14 protein-coding genes are annotated in these 16,404 nt (G+C 45.3%); 8 read left to right on the top strand and 6 right to left on the bottom strand.

The window, feature by feature from the left end:
* Nucleotides 1–137 precede the first annotated feature (137 nt).
* Complete coding sequence (locus AB9H30_RS18600; protein WP_371196298.1) at nucleotides 138–1,076, top strand: RimK family alpha-L-glutamate ligase; 939 nt, start codon at nucleotides 138–140, stop codon at nucleotides 1,074–1,076.
* A 269-nt stretch (nucleotides 1,077–1,345) separates the two neighbouring features.
* On the top strand, nucleotides 1,346–4,069 hold the full coding sequence (locus AB9H30_RS18595; protein ID WP_371196297.1) for a TonB-dependent receptor plug domain-containing protein: 2,724 nt from the start codon (nucleotides 1,346–1,348) through the stop codon (nucleotides 4,067–4,069).
* Nucleotides 4,070–4,233: 164 nt separating this feature from the next.
* Here AB9H30_RS18595 and AB9H30_RS18590 read toward each other — a convergent pair whose 3' ends face one another.
* Entirely contained in the window at nucleotides 4,234–5,931 is a 1,698-nt protein-coding gene (locus AB9H30_RS18590; protein WP_371196296.1) for an amidohydrolase, read from the bottom strand.
* 167 nt (nucleotides 5,932–6,098) lie between these two features.
* Between AB9H30_RS18590 and AB9H30_RS18585 the strand changes: the two genes are divergently transcribed.
* Nucleotides 6,099–6,533, top strand: coding sequence for a DoxX family protein (locus AB9H30_RS18585; RefSeq protein WP_371196295.1), 435 nt, complete (start codon nucleotides 6,099–6,101; stop codon nucleotides 6,531–6,533).
* A 216-nt stretch (nucleotides 6,534–6,749) separates the two neighbouring features.
* On the opposite strand, the gene AB9H30_RS18580 is transcribed toward AB9H30_RS18585, so the two are convergent.
* From AB9H30_RS18580 to AB9H30_RS18570, 3 genes are all read right to left on the bottom strand, one after another.
* Nucleotides 6,750–7,283 carry a hypothetical protein gene (locus tag AB9H30_RS18580; RefSeq protein ID WP_371196294.1) on the bottom strand — a complete coding sequence of 178 codons (534 nt, stop codon included), beginning with the start codon at nucleotides 7,281–7,283 and terminating at the stop codon, nucleotides 6,750–6,752.
* Between the two features lie 173 nt (nucleotides 7,284–7,456).
* A complete protein-coding gene (nhaC, locus tag AB9H30_RS18575) occupies nucleotides 7,457–8,875 on the bottom strand; it encodes a Na+/H+ antiporter NhaC (protein ID WP_371196293.1) in 1,419 nt (472 codons plus the stop codon).
* 133 nt (nucleotides 8,876–9,008) lie between these two features.
* On the bottom strand, nucleotides 9,009–9,893 hold the full coding sequence (locus AB9H30_RS18570; RefSeq protein ID WP_371196292.1) for an SDR family NAD(P)-dependent oxidoreductase: 885 nt from the start codon (nucleotides 9,891–9,893) through the stop codon (nucleotides 9,009–9,011).
* A gap of 308 nt (nucleotides 9,894–10,201) precedes the next feature.
* Here AB9H30_RS18570 and AB9H30_RS18565 point away from each other — a divergent pair, with 308 nt between their 5' ends.
* Together AB9H30_RS18565 and AB9H30_RS18560 are read left to right on the top strand one after the other, a co-directional pair.
* Complete coding sequence (locus AB9H30_RS18565) at nucleotides 10,202–11,092, top strand: homocysteine S-methyltransferase family protein (RefSeq protein ID WP_371196291.1); 891 nt, start codon at nucleotides 10,202–10,204, stop codon at nucleotides 11,090–11,092.
* Between the two features lie 185 nt (nucleotides 11,093–11,277).
* Nucleotides 11,278–12,207 (top strand): glycosyl hydrolase family 17, encoded by a 930-nt coding sequence (locus AB9H30_RS18560; RefSeq protein ID WP_371196290.1) that lies wholly within the window; start codon nucleotides 11,278–11,280, stop codon nucleotides 12,205–12,207.
* A 47-nt stretch (nucleotides 12,208–12,254) separates the two neighbouring features.
* On the opposite strand, the gene AB9H30_RS18555 is transcribed toward AB9H30_RS18560, so the two are convergent.
* Nucleotides 12,255–12,797, bottom strand: coding sequence for a YaeQ family protein (locus AB9H30_RS18555; protein ID WP_371196289.1), 543 nt, complete (start codon nucleotides 12,795–12,797; stop codon nucleotides 12,255–12,257).
* Nucleotides 12,798–13,065: 268 nt separating this feature from the next.
* Between AB9H30_RS18555 and AB9H30_RS18550 the strand changes: the two genes are divergently transcribed.
* The 3 genes from AB9H30_RS18550 (at nucleotide 13,066) to AB9H30_RS18540 (ending at nucleotide 15,973) form a co-directional block, all read left to right on the top strand.
* Nucleotides 13,066–14,307 (top strand): DEAD/DEAH box helicase, encoded by a 1,242-nt coding sequence (locus AB9H30_RS18550; RefSeq protein ID WP_371196288.1) that lies wholly within the window; start codon nucleotides 13,066–13,068, stop codon nucleotides 14,305–14,307.
* 1 nt (nucleotide 14,308) lies between these two features.
* On the top strand, nucleotides 14,309–14,920 hold the full coding sequence (locus AB9H30_RS18545; protein ID WP_371196286.1) for a flavin reductase family protein: 612 nt from the start codon (nucleotides 14,309–14,311) through the stop codon (nucleotides 14,918–14,920).
* 204 nt (nucleotides 14,921–15,124) lie between these two features.
* On the top strand, nucleotides 15,125–15,973 hold the full coding sequence (locus AB9H30_RS18540) for a DMT family transporter (protein ID WP_371196284.1): 849 nt from the start codon (nucleotides 15,125–15,127) through the stop codon (nucleotides 15,971–15,973).
* A gap of 26 nt (nucleotides 15,974–15,999) precedes the next feature.
* On the opposite strand, the gene AB9H30_RS18535 is transcribed toward AB9H30_RS18540, so the two are convergent.
* Nucleotides 16,000–16,350, bottom strand: a complete 351-nt coding sequence (locus tag AB9H30_RS18535; protein WP_371196282.1) for a Fis family transcriptional regulator — start codon at nucleotides 16,348–16,350, stop codon at nucleotides 16,000–16,002.
* Between the last annotated feature and the right edge of the window lie 54 nt (nucleotides 16,351–16,404).

Genomic DNA, 16,404 nt, shown 5'->3' with positions numbered 1-16,404 from the left:
AGGCAGATTGGCTCAATGTACTTAATTAGGTGCTGTTGCCGTGCATAGTTTAAATTGCTTCATTTTGAACTTTACATTCCCGTTTACGTTATCTTATTCATTCAAGAAAAACGCTAAACTGGCAGAGACCTCAGACAATGAAGAAAATCTATGTGCTGCACGAAAACAACGAATGGACTGTACACTTGCAGCATCGCCTTGAAGAGCTTCAGTTGCCTTTCGAGATGTGGCACCTAGACGAGGGCGTGCTCGATTTAAGCGGCGAGCCGCCTCAGGGCGTTTTTTATAACCGCATTAGCGCCTCTTCGCATACCCGCGACCATCGATTTGCACCTGAATTTACCGAAGCAGTGTTGGCCTGGCTGGAGTGCCACGGGCGCACAGTTGTGAATGGCTCGCGTGCACTTCGTCTTGAACTGAGTAAAGCGAATCAGTATATGGCATTAAATCATGCCGGCATTGCCACCCCCAAGACGCTCGCTGCAGTCGGTAAAAAACAAATTATGGAAGCTGCTGAGCGCCTAAACATGACGCCGTTCATAACCAAGCATAATCGCGCAGGTAAAGGTCAGGGGGTGTTTTTATTTGAATCGATTGAGGCTTTACGCGTCTATGTTGAGGGGCCCAATTTTGATGCACCCGTCGATGGCATTACCCTCGTGCAGCAGTATATACAAGCTAACGAGCCCCACATTATTCGTCACGAGTTTATAAATGGTAAATTTTTATACGGCGTAAAAGTGGATACTTCCGAAGGCTTTGAGCTATGCCCTGCGGATGCCTGTTCAATAGAAGATATGTTTTGTCCGACGGATGCCGACACTGCCAAACCGAAAGCCAAGTTTGAGATCCTTAGCGACTATCGACCTGAATTTATCGATAAGTACGAGGCATTTCTAGCCGCTAATAATGTCCAAGTAGCCGGAATAGAAGCGATTCAAGATGCTCAAGGCAATAGCTACGCCTACGATGTGAATACCAATACTAACTACAACTTCGACGCCGAAGCGATAGCGGGAACCTTTGCAATGCTTGAATTGGCAAAATATTTAGGCGTAACATTAGCAGACATTTAGTACTTTGCTTCTTGAAAACAGCGCTCAACTCACGCTTTCCGATTGTTAACATATTGTTATTATTATCAATTAGGATCGCATGTAACTTGACAAGCCTGTGCATACCACTTAGTTTTGTGTGAGATACTACGCAAATAGAAGCTAAATTATAGAAAACGCTATATTAATTAGCCTTTGGTAGAATCTTAACCGTTACCTAAAACAATAATAATACTATGAGTCGCTCGCTGGGCTCTTTAGGTTACAAATACTATTTACAGGGGAAAGACATGAAAACACAGTCTTACAATAGACACACGTTTAAAAAAACGGCAATCGCAATAGCATGCGCACTGCCACTTGCGGCAACATTGCCGTTCCAAACCATCGCACAAGAAGTTGTAGCCGATGATACCGCAGAAAAAATCATCGTAACCGGTACGCGTATGACTAACCGCTCTGCGGCTGATTCGACCGTACCTATCGATGTTATTAGCGGTGAAGAGTTCCGTCAAAACTCATCAGCAGATGTTCAAGACATGCTGCGCACACAGGTGCCTTCTTTCGACATTAACTCTCAACCCATCAGTGACGCTGCTACGATTGTTAGACCCGCTAACTTACGTGGTTTATCACCCGATAACGTATTAGTGCTCGTTAACGGCAAGAGACGTCATCGTGGTTCTATCATTTCCTTCCTTGGCGGCGGTATATCAGACGGTGCTCAAGGTGTTGATATATCAGCTATCCCTTCTATGGCATTGAGCCGCGTTGAAGTGTTAAGAGACGGCGCATCATCACAATATGGCTCAGACGCCATAGCGGGTGTAATTAACTTCATTCTTAGAGACGACGCCGAAGGCTTCGAATTTCAAGCGCGATATGGCTCTACTTACGAAGGCGACGGGGATAACTTTGTTATTTCTGCAAATGCAGGTTTCGCATTAGGTGAATCTGGTTTTGTGAACGTGACGGCCGAAGTGCGCGAGGTAGACGGCACCATTCGCTCGGTAGTGCGTGATGACGTAGCCTTTCAGATTGCTAATGGCTACACGCCGGTATCTGATTTCCAACTAATTAACAGCTACACCAGCGAAGTTCCTCAGTATTGGGGACAACCTGATGTTGAAGATGACATAAAGTTATTTATCAACTCTGGCTTTGAAATTAATGAACATGCCGAAGCTTATTTGTTTGGTAACTATGGTGAGAGACAGGTCACCGGTGGTTTCTTCTATCGTAACGTTGTAGGCGGCCCATCTGGCCAACGTGGCGGTGTATATCGTGGTCCATTGGTCGATCCAGCTACTGGCTTAGCCGATGAAAACGGTGTTCCATCAGTATTGGTAGGTGACTTAGACGGGCTAGGTCAGGGCGGCTCATGTATCGCCGGTATTCCACTTGGTGGTTCGGGTGGCGTAATTCCTGACGCAGGTCTTTTTGCACAGGTATCTGCTGATGCCAACTGCTTCTCGTTCCTTGAGACCATTCCAGCCGGATTCGTACCACGATTTGGCGGCACTAACGAAGATATGTCGTTTACCGCAGGTATCCGTGGTGATCTCAATGTTGGTAGCGGCTTAACATATGACGTAAGTGCTCAGCGTGGTTCAAACAGAACTGATTTCTTTATCAACAACACAATTAACGCCTCGCTTGGTCCAAATACTCCTCGTAACTTTGTACCGGGTGGCCAAGAACAAACCGAAACCTTGTTCAATGCAAACTTTGTATATCCAGTAGAGGTAGGCCTTTACTCTGAACTAAGCATCGCTTTTGGTGCTGAGTATAGAGAAGAAGAATTTAATCTTTATGCAGGCGATGCTGCATCGTTTGCGCTAGGACCTTTGGCTAGCCAAGGTTTTGCATCTAGCTCAAACGGATTTGGCGGTTTTCCTAACGATACTTCGGCAACTCAAGACAGTACGGCATTTTATGTCGACCTAGAAGCCGATGTTACCGAGCATTTGACTATGCAGGTAGCTGTTAGAACCGAAAACTTTAGCGAATTTGGAAGCACCACCGACTTTAAAATAGCCGGTATTTATCACGTATCTGACGAAGTAAGACTTCGTGCTGCATATTCGACTGGTTTCCATGCGCCAACAGCCGGACAAGCCAATATCACTAACGTAACCACACAAAACGTTAACGGTGTGCTTATCGACCAAGGTACTTTGCCATTGTCATCTGTCGCCGGTCAGCTAGCAGCTGACTTTGTTGAGAGCGCGGGTAACGGTCGTCCTCAGCTTGGTCCTGAAGAAGCGGTTAACTTCTCGTTTGGTGTCGGTTTTGACATCGCGGGTTCAACTTGGACAATCGATTACTACAACATTGAACTGACTGACCGAGTAGCACTGGGCGCAAACGTTGATTTCTTATCAGCGCTTAACTTTGCGGGCGGAGCTGGCTCTAACTTCGGTTCGGTCTCTGAGGCACTGACATCCTTAGATGCATCAGGCGTAATTAATCGCCAAGACTTTATCGGTTTAGATGATTTGTCGCAGTTCAGATTCTTCTCAAATAGTTTTGATACCACCACTACCGGTATCGACATTGTAGGTAACTACAGCTTTGACTTTATGGGCGGTGAATCCCGCTTAACGGTTGCAGCAAACTACAACAAAACTGAGGTAGATAGTGTTGGTACAGTTAACCCTATCAGCGATGGTCGTGTAAACGCTATCGAAGATTTGCTGCCAAATACCCGAGCTAACGTGTCTTGGAGCCATACAGATGGCGCTATCAGAACATTGCTACGCGCTAATTACTATGGCGAATGGGATGATACGGGCAACGGTGTTAACGGTATTGGCGCAACGGTATTAATCGATGCGCAGGTCGCCTATCAGTATTCTGATAACCTAGAGTTTGTAGTAGGTGTCGACAACTTGTTAGATGCTTACCCAGACGAAAACCCAGGCGCAGGTAGCCTAGGTCAGCTTTACTCTGAGGCCAGTCCTTTTGGTTTCAATGGTGGCACTTGGTATGTACAAGCACGTTTAGTCTACTAAACAACTGCTTAAACTACACTTAGCACAAAAAAGCCATTCATCTGAATGGCTTTTTTTAGGTCTTTTTTCGACTTTACTCACTCTCTCAATCGAGGTTATTCAACAGCGCATGAATCATCTCTTGACTCAGTATTTAGCTATTTATTCTGCATTTGAATGTGTACCTACTGCAGTTTCTCATAGGTGATACGCCCACCAACAATGGTCATAAGGTTTTCACTACTAAGAATATCTGCTTCTGGAATGGTCATTAAGTCACGGTCAAATACGGTAAAATCGGCATACTTGCCCACTTCAATGGAGCCTCTTAGGTTTTCTTGAAAGGCGCCATAGGCTGGCCAGATAGTCAGCATTTTTAGCGCCGTCTCTCTTGAGACTGCTAGCTCAGGATGCCAGCCCGGTCCCGAAGTGCCATCGAGCCGTTTCCGTGCTACTGCTGCATAAAACTCAATTCTTGGGTCTCCTACCTCAACAGGAGCATCAGAGCCAGCCAAAATCATTAAGCCTTTATCAACTAATGCCTGCCAAGGATAAGCATAAGCCAGACGATCTGGGCCTAGCCTGTCTCCCGCAAAATTTAGATCACCTATGCCATGACTCGGCTGCATGGAGGGCAGAACCTTTAAGTCAACAAAGCGCTGTTGGTCTTCAGGCACAATCACTTGAGCATGCTCCATGCGCCAGCGTAAGTCCTCACTCGCCCATTCAGTGCGCGGCACAGCTTCATAGGCTTCCTCATACCAATTAAGCAAGGATTGCACCGCTCTATCGCCAATCACATGGGTTTGGACTTGTATGCCTTGACGCAGCGCTTCATGCAACACTGGCACCAAATCTTCTTTAGTAATGCGGTTCATAAAACCGTTATGATCTGCGTCAGAATAGTTTTCAATTAGCGCCGCACCCCTTGAGCCCAATGTTCCGTCGATAAACACTTTGATGCCGCGGACATCGAACATATCGTCGTTTGTGGTTTCTCGGCCTCGGCTGACCATTTGTTCAGCTTCCAACACCGGGATTGCAGCGTATACACGGTGTAGCATATCGCCTTGACTATGAATATCCTTCATTAAATCCACTAAACGGTACGGCATTCCAGCATCTTGAGTCTGCGTCCATCCCATTGCTGCATTTGCCTGTAGGCCGCGCAATAGGTTGTCTTTCAGGTACTCATCGGTTTCTTCAGGAATAATAGCTCTAAATACATTCATCGCATTGGCCAGCACATAACCATTTGGGGTACCGTCAGAGTTTCTTTCAAACTTGCCGCCTTCAGGATCGGGAGTATCGCGGGTTATACCTGCTAATTCTAAGGCTTTAGAATTGACCAAGGCTGATACGCCGTCTGCTCTTGGCATAAATAAAGGCTTATTTGCCGTAAACCCATCGACATCGCTTTTGTTCAAAAAGCGTTCTTCGTCAGTCCATTCGCGCTCAATCCACCCCCTTCCTAACACCCACTCACCTTCTGGGACATTTTCTGCCCAGTCAGCGATGCTTTGCACTGTTTCTTGCAGTGTCGGAATGCCAAACAAGCTTAGGGTTTTTGTTCGCCGGCCAACGCCTTCAATATGTTGGTGACTATCGGTAAAACCTGCATAAACGGTTTTGCCCTTCATGTCCAAAATTTTAGCGCTGCCGCACATATATTTTTTTGCATCGGCGTTGCTTCCCACAAACACAATCTTATCTGCAAGGCTAGCCACAGCCTCCGCTTTCCACTGCTGGTCATTTGCGGTGTAAATAGTAGTGTTATGTAGGACGAGGTCAGCTTCGTAGCAACTTGTTTGTTCACTTTGCTTAGAGCAAGCGGCCAATGCGCATAAAAAAAGTGAGACTATCAATAATCGTATTGCTCTCATTTGGTTTCCTAAGACTCTTTAAAAATCAAACACTATCATAACTGAAGTATAGGTTTAGATAAAAACTAAGCTCATTAAAAATAACGATAAAAAATAAATCTGTCATCTGTGCTTAAAAGCGTTATCTTTGTTATTGATGTTTGAAACTTGCCAAATTGGAGACACCAGTGGATAAACTATTTAAGCACCTTGAAACACCCAGCCTACTATTGGGAAGAACGCTATTGGGTCTGTATTTTGCGTTTTTTGGCATGCGTAAAATTTCATCTTATGAAGCAATGACGCAGTATATGGATAATTACGATGTGCCCTTTGTTGCCGTGCTATTGCCACTGACTATCTTGATTCAAGTGCTATTTGGTATCTGTTTGATTGTTGGCTTTAAAGCCAAATATGCTGCGTTTATATTAGCTGGATTAACCCTGATGATTAATCTATTTATGCATAGCTTTTGGAACCTACCCGATGGCGCAAACCTTGCCCACGAAACCCAAAATTTTGTGAAAAACACAGGAATCATCGCGGGTTTGTTGATATTGTCAGCGAGAGGTAGTGGGCAGTTTAGCCTCGACAACTGGCTGCAAAATCGAAAGACTAGCTAAGCAATATTTATGAAAGTAAAAACATGGCTTTGAACCGTCGGGATAAACACCTTCAAAATCGTCCTGCCCAGCTACTTTTAAATGGGCAGGGTAAGCATTTGCGCCACTGAGCGAGTCTGTGCTCTTTGCATATCGACGACTCTGGCTAGTGGTATCGAATAACTAGTTTAGATCTGCGCGTACATACCGTACATGTAGTTTACTTCTTTATAATTCTCATTCAGAAGTACGACAGCCTCTTTGTGCTATCGACCTTTCAAGCTCCGTAATTCTTTGACGGATACCTTCTAATATCTGATAAAAATGTTCAGGTACATTTTGCTGTACAAAAATTTGAGTCAAGTCCGCATGCATGCTATTCGCTTCCTCAACCCATTGATTTACAGATGTATAGCTTTCCGAAAAATATGTTCCATCACAATACATTTCGGCGATAGTTAGGGCCCCCGATATTCCAGCAAACCCATAATATAACTTTGTTGAAGCTGCAACTTTAAACCACTTTAAAGCCTCATCAAGATCTTCATCTATATGTTCAGCTCCATAGTATTCGTAAGCTATAATTTCGGCACAGCCTCCATGACCTCTAGCAGCGCAATTTAACAAATAAGGAAAGCCTGCTTTAGGCTTGTCACTTTTTAACAACGCCCTTCCTTTCGAATATAAATAGTCAATGTTTTGATCGTTAAGATTATTACAGGCCTGCATTAGTGTTAGACACGCTACAAAGAATACTGTTTTCATTTTCATAAATGCTCGTCATAAAATGGCCCTAAGCCGCCGTTGCCGTTTTTCAGAAAATCATTGCTTACATCCAAAGCTCATGGAAAGCCGCAAATACTGCATATAATAGATTTATAGTTTATTTCCTGTATAAAATGATGCTGAGCGCTTAGGCAAAACGCGATGCACTATAGACTCAGCTAAACGGATATTTCTTTTTGATGAGCCTTAGCACTAAGCAGACCAACACCAAGACTAGCCATAATGACCGCAACAATAGCATTCATATAATTAAAAAACGCATAAGGTGCGTAGTCAAGCACGTCTACGCCCAGTGTCGCTGCGTAAAATGCGCCGGCGGTCGTCCACGGAATTAATCCTGTTGTCATCGTTGAACCTTCTTCTACAGAGCGAGAAAGCACTGCATTGTCTATCTGTTGTTGTTCATATTTTGGCTTAAATAGCTGGCAATTTAGTATGATCGAAATATAGGCCTCGCCCATCGCTAAGTTGCCTAAAAATCCCGAAACAATGGTGGTGGCTACCAAGCTAGCAGTGCGCTTTACTCTGGTGATAATGCCCGCAAGCAAGGTGGCTAAAAAGCCCGCACCGTGCAAAATGCCGCCCAATGCAATTGCCATCAAAGCCAACAACAGCGTCCAACTCATGCTGCTTATTCCCCCGCGGCCCAGCAGAGCATCTAAATTTGCAATCCCGGTTGACGCTGGGGTGTTTTCCCATAGTGCATTCAGCACGGCAATACTGCTTTGACCCTGATAAACAATAGCAATTAACACGGCAAGTATAATACTGCACGACATGGTCACTTCAGCTGGTACTTTACGAATGCTTAATACTCCAAGCAATACCAACGGCAGAAGCGTAATCAAAGGGCTGAGACGGTAAGTGCTGTCAAGCGCGATTTGGATTGAGCTAACCTCAAGCAATACTGGATTATTGTTGGCATAGTGATATCCGAGCACTAAAAAAATCACAAAGGCGATTATAAAACTTGGGATCGTAGTGAACAGCATGGCATAAATGTGCCGATATAGATCTGTGCCAGCGCTCATTGCTGCTAAATTTGTGGTATCTGAAATGGGCGAAAGTTTGTCGCCAAAGGTAGCGCCGCACACTACCATCCCTGCCACTATAGGAAGCGGAATACCCATTGCTGCACCGATACCCATAAACACCACGCCGAGAGTGCCCACTGTGCCCCAAGAAGTGCCTGTGGCTACCGACATTATCGCGCAGAGCACTAAGCCTATCGCTAAAAACAGGGTTGGGCTTAGCCAACTTAGTCCGTAATACATGAGCGTGGCAATGGTGCCGCTATGCATAAAGCTTGAAATAACCATGCCAATAAGTATGAATATATAAATAGCGGGCATCGCTCTATAAAGTGCATTACTCATCAACTCTCGGATTTGCAAATAGCGATAACCCAAACTATATGCATGAGCACCCGCCCATAATAGACATAAAAACATTAGCGTGTGCAAGCTAATGCCAAGGCCAAAAAGCCCGCCTGCAATGAGCATGATGATCACGCTAAAGCATATGAGCGACTGCAAGAATCTAGGTGATTTAAAACTGTTTGGGACGGTGTCTGACATTTATATTGCTTCTTACTTAATAGTGTTTTGCGGCACGCACCACAGCCCAAGTGAACGTGCAAATAAGAGTAACGCATGCAAGATGATTACTATCTGGATGCGTTACCCTATTTTATATAAACGTTGATGTTGCCTAAAGAGATTGAATTTCATCGTTTATTAAATGCTTTACTAAGGGGCTATGTGCCGCATCTTCAAACGCCTTATCAATAAACTTACCTCTTGTGGCAATAGCGTCACGGAAGTTCGGATGGGTAAAGATATATAGCTGTTTACTGTTTAAGGCCTCAATCACACGTTTGGCTAATAGCTCAGGAGCGATGCCGGCTTCAACTAACGCGGCGGCTTGTCCAAAGCCCTTTTTCAGTTTTTCAGGATCGCCCTTTGGTCGGTCGGTTCCATACTTTTCTTGCTTGGTGCGCAACGATTCATGAATTCTGGTTTTAACAAAGGCGGGGCACAGCGCTGACACATGAATATTGTGCTTTTTGAGCTCAACCGCCCAGCTCTCGGTCATTGAGACTACTGCGGCTTTGGTTGCGGCATAGGCTGATGAATAAGGCACACCGTTCATGCCTGCCATCGAAGCGACGTTGATTATCCAGCCGCCTTCACCAGTTTCTTTGATCGCAGGCGTCACAACTTGCGCACCGTACATTACGCCCATTAGGTTAACATCGACGACCCACTGCCAAATAGCGTTATCAGATTGGTCGATACTTGCCGGTATCCCGCCAACACCGGCATTGTTGATCAACATATGTATACCGCCAAAGGCCTCTTTTGCCTCTGTGACGACTGCTTGCCATTGCGCAAAATTGGTCACATCGAGTTGGCAAGCCAGAACACTGATGCCCTCTTTGCTAAGGGTTTGTGCAGAAGCTTGCAACGCTGGCTCATCTATATCCGCCATCACAATGCGCATTCCTAACTGACCCAGCTCGCGAGCCATAGCAAGCCCAATACCACCGGCAGCACCTGAAATAATCGCTGTTTTATTCGTGAAATCGATAGACATATTCATTCCTTAATAATTGTATGAGCCTAATGTAGAGACTTGTTGGCCAAGCCAACACTTTATTAAATGAATTGTTGAGACTTTATTTAATGAATATTCTGCCTCGGGGAGCGGGGCATCGAAGCGCTAATAAGCTCTTAAACTCTGTAAATCAGGGTCAAGTGCGATTTGTAATATAGCCTTTCCTTGAATCTGAGTATATACGCATTATTCATACACAATTAATTTGCTGTACTTTCTGCGTTAGTTGCATTGTTTAGGCAGAGCTTTTATCCTCGTGAACACTTTTATACGAAGCGAATAAATACATGAATGCAGTGACCATTTTAGACGGTGGCATGGGGCAAGAATTGTTAAGCCGAAGCGCCAGACCAATAACACGTCTATGGTCTGCAGACATCATGCTTAATGAGCCCGAACTTGTGCGCGACTTGCATCGTGATTTTATTCTTAGCGGGGCTCGGGTAATCACACTTAATAGCTATACTGCGACCCCTGAGCGTTTGGGTCATGAGAACCAGTTAGATAAACTCCCAGGGCTGCACCGTTCGGCCATGCATGCAGCCAAAACCGCAATTGACTTGGCAGAGATTGAAGGCGTAAGTATCGCTGGATGCCTGCCGCCGCTTGTCGCTAGCTATAGACCTGATGTATCGCGCTCGTTTAAAGAGTCTCTGATAAGCTATCGCCGTTTAGTTGAGTTACAAGCGCCCGCCAGTGATATATTTCTGTGTGAAACGATGGCGTCTATGACAGAGGCAACCGCTGCTTGCACAGCGGCGTTAGAGAGCGGCAAACCAGTATGGGTAGCGCTCACCGTAAGCGATAGCGAGCCGGGTGTATTGCGAAGCAAAGAAGCAATTGCCGAAGTCGCCAATGCAGTAATTGCACTTGGCGCTGAAGCAGTTTTGCTTAACTGTAGTCAACCCGAGGCGATCAACAGCTCATGGTCACAACTGCGTCATATCAATCAAAAATTAGGTGCCTACGCCAATGGCTTTGTGTCGGTGGCGAAGTTGCACCCGGGCGGCACAGTGGAGGCACTCGAAGCACGTCAAGACCTTAATCCGCAGCGATACGCAGAGCATGCTTTAGCTTGGGCAACAAAAGGGGCTTCAATTATTGGTGGCTGCTGCGAAATTGGGCCAGCACACATCAAAGCAGTGCACGACACTCTACAAAAAGCAGGATTGGTGTAATCGCGCTAAAAGTCCGTTATGTCGATAAATCATTGCGAATGCGTGATGACGTGTCTAGTTTGTCAAAAAAAATTTCGCTAGAGCATTGTATGAAATCGATTTTCAGTATTATATTTTTTAGTTTTATAATGATGAGCCTCTATGGATGTACACAAGCAGAGCCAAATAAAGAGGCCGAGGTAGATATGAAAGCAGCATTTAACCCCCTTATCAACGACGAATGGATTGGTTTGGGTATTTCCTATGGCAGCTATCGTGATGGCGAAAGCCCCGACAAAGACAGCGTAAGCTCTGAAGAGGACATTTTAGAGGACATGCGCATCTTGACCGAATCTGAAGATTTGCGTTTTAACCTAATTAGAATGTACGCGGCCGATGGTGCTAGCGAGCAAGTACTAAAAACAATTAGAAAGCATAAGCTGCCCGTCAAAGTCATGCAAGGCGCATGGCTTAACGGTCAAGATTCTTTTCAAGAAAACGATCAACAAATAGACGAGCTTATTCGCATGGCGAATGAATACAGCGATATTATTGTTGCGGTGAATTTAGGCAACGAAATTTTTGTTGATTGGTCGGCGCATAAATTTGAAGTCGACGAAATCCCGATGTACTTGGAGTGGGTTGAACGCGTTAAACGTGCCGTGAACGTGCCGGTAACACTCGCCGACGATTACAACTTTTGGAACAAAGCATGGAGCCAAGCCATCGCAGAGCAACTAGACTTTATAGTATTGCACGCTTATGCAATGTGGAACTCGCAAACCCTAGAGAATGCGGTAGCTTGGACCGAGCAAGTATATAAAGATATAGACCAACTGCACCCGACAAAGCAAATTGTACTGGGTGAATCTGGCTGGGCTACTAGCTCGATGAGCGATAATGGCGATGAAAGCTTGATCATTGGTGAGGCCAGCGAAAACGCGCAGTCGATATTTTTTAAAGACTATTATCAGTGGTTAGACGACAATAAAATTGTGTCATTCTATTTCGAGGCCTTTGACGAAAAGTGGAAAGGCGGAGAAGATCAGCCAGACGGCATCGCAGAAAAGAATTGGGGTATTTATCGTTCAGATCGCACTGCAAAACAGGTCATTGGTGATTTTGCGAACCAGTAAAAGCAAAACCTTATCTATTGGGCCCTGCACGCGGGCCCAATAGATAACTACTGTAATATGCGCCATGCCGTCTCTACCTGCATAGCCTTTGTGCTGATAAATAGCGATTCATCGCTAATCGTAATAGACCACGTTGCAGTGCGCTCAATTTGCGCCGCTAAATCCTGTATTTGCAGCCAATTAAAGCCAATGACTGAAATGGGTAATCCAGAGAACTGCTCCTGACCTTGCTTCCACCACACATCAGATTTGCTGTTAAAGCTATAAATAATTGTTTTTTTAGCCAAGCGGCATGCCTTTTTCATTCTATCGAAACTGGGCTCGCCAATATCAATCCACATATTAATCTGATCATCATAGCCTTTGTGCCAAATATCGGGTTCTTCTATAGCGCTCAAACCTTTGGTAAAGGCCATCCGCTCATCGGCGTTCTCATGAGAGTGTAGGCAATAGGCGAGCAACCTCACCAGCATTCTCTCGACGGTCTCAGACGGATGCTGAGCAAGCGTGAGCTGAAGGTTGGGATAATGGTGATGATTCAGATCTGCTAACGCGATGTTAAATTTATAAATTGTGGGTTTAAGCGCCATTGAGCAACTCTTATTTAATGTGACCAGTAAAGACAGAGCAGACAGTGTACTACATGGTGTTGCTGAACGATTGTTACTTTGTGCTTTGCTTGCACGGCTAAGCAAGGCATTCACTGGTCATTTGCACATAAAAACATCAGAAATTCGAACGCAGTGAGGTAAAATACTGTATATTCCGCGTTCATTTTTTGAGTGATGCTCTTACCGACAAGGCAAGCACGCCATTAAATTACTTAATTTGAGCAAAGCAGTTGCAGAGGGTACCCAAGTGAAATTTTCAACCTTAGATTTAGCAGAACCGATTCAACAGGCCATCGATGCCTGTGGATACAGTGTAATGACCGGCGTCCAAGAGAAAACCATTCCTAGCGCCCGCAAAGGTCAAGACCTATTGGTGCATGCACAAACCGGTACCGGAAAAACAGCTGCCTTTGCCTTGCCTATTTTGCAACAAATACTCGACAAACCAAAAGACACTATTAGTGGCAGCCCAAGAGCGCTTATATTAACGCCTACGAGAGAGCTTGCTGAACAACTGGCAAATGCGTTTGGTCGCTATGCGCAGTTTACTGAGATATCGGTCACCGCGATGTATGGCGGCGTAAAAATGGGTGGGCAAAGCAACAAGCTCAAAGCTGGCACCGACATACTTATTGCCACACCGGGCCGTTTGTTAGAGCACATGGCGCTAAACAACCTCACCTTAGCGAACGCTGAATTTGTTGTCCTTGATGAAGCCGACCGGATGTTGGATATGGGCTTTATTGACGACGTGACCAATATCATGGCACACACCTCTAAACAGCGCCAAACCCTACTCTACTCTGCAACTAGCTCACCCGCGGTAAATGAGCTGTGCCATAAAATACTGAAAAACCATCGTGAAGTCCGCGTAAGCAAAATAAATACTGCCGCAGATACCGTGAATCATATTATGTATCCGGTTGAAGAGTCGCGCAAAATTGATTTGTTCAAAGCCTTATTAGCAGAGCATAACTGGTTTCAAGTACTAGTCTTTACAGGCACCAAAGAGCAAGCCGACAAGCTCATGGCGGCATTGAAGCAAAGTAAGATTGAGGCGGCAGTGTGTCACGGCGATAAAAGTCAAGGATCTCGCCGGCGCGCCCTCGCTGATTTTAAATCAGCCAAATTGCAGGTATTGATCGCCACTGAAGTAGCCGCTCGCGGCCTCGACATTGAAGGCCTTGACTACGTGGTCAATTACAACCTACCTTATTTACCTGAAGATTACGTGCATCGTATCGGCCGCACCGGTCGTGCAGGCAAATTGGGCAATGCGCTGTCGTTTGTTAGTCGCGAAGAAGAGCGCACGGTGCATCGTATCGAAACCCTTATCGGCACATCTATAAAGCGCGTGGTTAAAGAGGGCTTTGAAGTCAGCGACCGCAGAAGTTTGCTAAAAAGCATTTCAGCCAAAGGGCGGCCTAGCAAAACAAATAAGGCCAGTAGCACCAAAATTACGGGCAATAAAATAAGAGGACGAAAATAATTTGAATATTGATTTGTCGAATATATCTGCTAACGGGATATATCACCTGATGACGCAAACGGTCATTCCTCGCCCAATTGCTTGGGTGTTGTCGAGCAACCGCGATGATAGCGTTAACCTTGCACCGTTTTCGTACTTTAACGCGGTATGCAGCGACCCGCCGCTGCTGATGCTGTCGATGGGGAAAAAGCCCGATGGTAATATCAAAGACACAGCGGCAAATCTCATGGTGGGTGCACATTGTGTCGTCCATATTGCTCATGTGGCTCAATCTGAGCAGGTCACTAATACCGCCGCCACTTTAGACTATGGTGTGAGTGAAGTAGACTGCAACAACATTGCCTTAACTGCGCATGAGAACTGGCCTTTACAGCGCATTAGCGCCTGCCCGATTGCGTATTTATGCAAAGTCCACAGCGTGCAGCTTATAGGCAATACTCCTCAGCAAATAGTATTTGTAGAAGCCTTAGAGCTGTTTGTTGACGATAACGCCGTGACTGAGGTAAACGGTCGGGTGCAAATCGATGCACTAAAAGTTGACCCTTTGGCAAGGTTAGGCGCAAATCAATACGCGAGCCTAGGCCATGTATTGAGCAAGAATCGCCCCAAGTAATTGCTCAACCTTTGGCGTTATTTGTATGACTTTTTACATACACACTGTGCTGAGAGGCGAGTTCAACTGTAAGATCAGCAATCTTTAATAATAAGGCAGTATCGCCATCTGCCTTATGCAGATTTTAAATGTATAGTTCAGAATCAAATTTACGCGTACATTTGGCGGTATTAACTGCCAAACAAGTCGCTCGTTAAGGCCCTTATGCCATTTATCAATCGTGATTTCATTATTGCCGTTGCTTGCGTAATCATCGCCATGGTGGCGATTCAGGTCGGCGCGTCTATTTCAAAAACGATATTTCCCTATATCGGTCCTGAAGGCACTACCGCTTATCGCATCGGCTTTTCAGCCATTATTCTTTGTTTAATTTTTAAGCCTTGGCGTCGACTGCCCAGCAATTGGTCTTCATTAATCGTTTATGGCTTGTGCTTAGGCGGCATGAATTTGTCTTTTTATTACTCAATAGAACGGATCCCTATTGGCCTAGCGGTTGCTCTAGAATTTTTAGGGCCTTTGAGTGTGGCGGTATTTTCATCTAAGAATCGCTTCGATTTAATATGGGTGGGCTTGGCAATTACTGGCGTGCTGATATTGTTACCCGATATCAGCGATGTAAATGGTCTAGACCCGGTTGGTGTTGGCTTAGCCTTATTTGCAGGGGCATGCTGGGCAGGCTATATCCTCTATGGGAAGCGAACTGGCTCAGCCGGATCGTCTGGCGTCATCGTTGCCATCGGCATGAGCATCGCGGCAATTGCGATTGTGCCTGTTGGTGTAATATCTCAGGGGATGGCGCTATTAAATTGGTCGCTCATTCCTATCGGCATTGCGATTGGCGTGCTCTCTAGCGCGCTTCCTTATAGCTTAGAGATGGTTGCTTTACGCAAAATGCCCGCGCAAGGATTCAGTGTAATGATGAGCGTAGAGCCAGCAATAGGCGCACTAGCTGCCTTTATGATCTTGGGTGAACTGCTCAGTTTTTGGCAATGGTTAGCGGTTTTATTAGTAATTGTCGCTTCAATAGGAAGCTCGGCAACCACGAAAGTTTAAGAGTATTTACGCCTTTGATTACAGCGCTAGTGCAGATTGCCAAGGCGTTGCTTCCAACTTCCGTTGTTATCGCGAGTGCATGCCTCTTCAGTATCAAACACAACATGACGTTTGGGGGATTTTAATAATATCCCTACTCTCAATAGTTCGGCATGTATCAGCTTTACAAACAGCTCATCTTGAGCGTCACTTTTAACCTCAGCTAGGGAGGCTTGAGTGTCAAACACACAGCGCACCAGTAGACTCCCAGGAAAATTTGAATAGTCGGCAGTATGAGTCAGCCACTCAAAGCCCTTTACTTTTTGCTTGGCAATTTCGCAGGCAATCGTTAACGCTTTCACCACCTGACTATCGAGTTTTTTAATGGTTTTTTTCATAGGTGCTTTTTCATAGGTTTTTTCAACAGATAAGCTTTATAGAGAATGGCGCCT

It is taken from the genome of Glaciecola sp. SC05, from assembly GCF_041380235.1.
In the GTDB taxonomy this organism is placed as follows: Bacteria; Pseudomonadota; Gammaproteobacteria; order Enterobacterales; family Alteromonadaceae; genus Glaciecola.
Note: the sequence above shows the minus strand (reverse complement) of the source record. Positions and strands in the feature narration are given on the sequence as shown.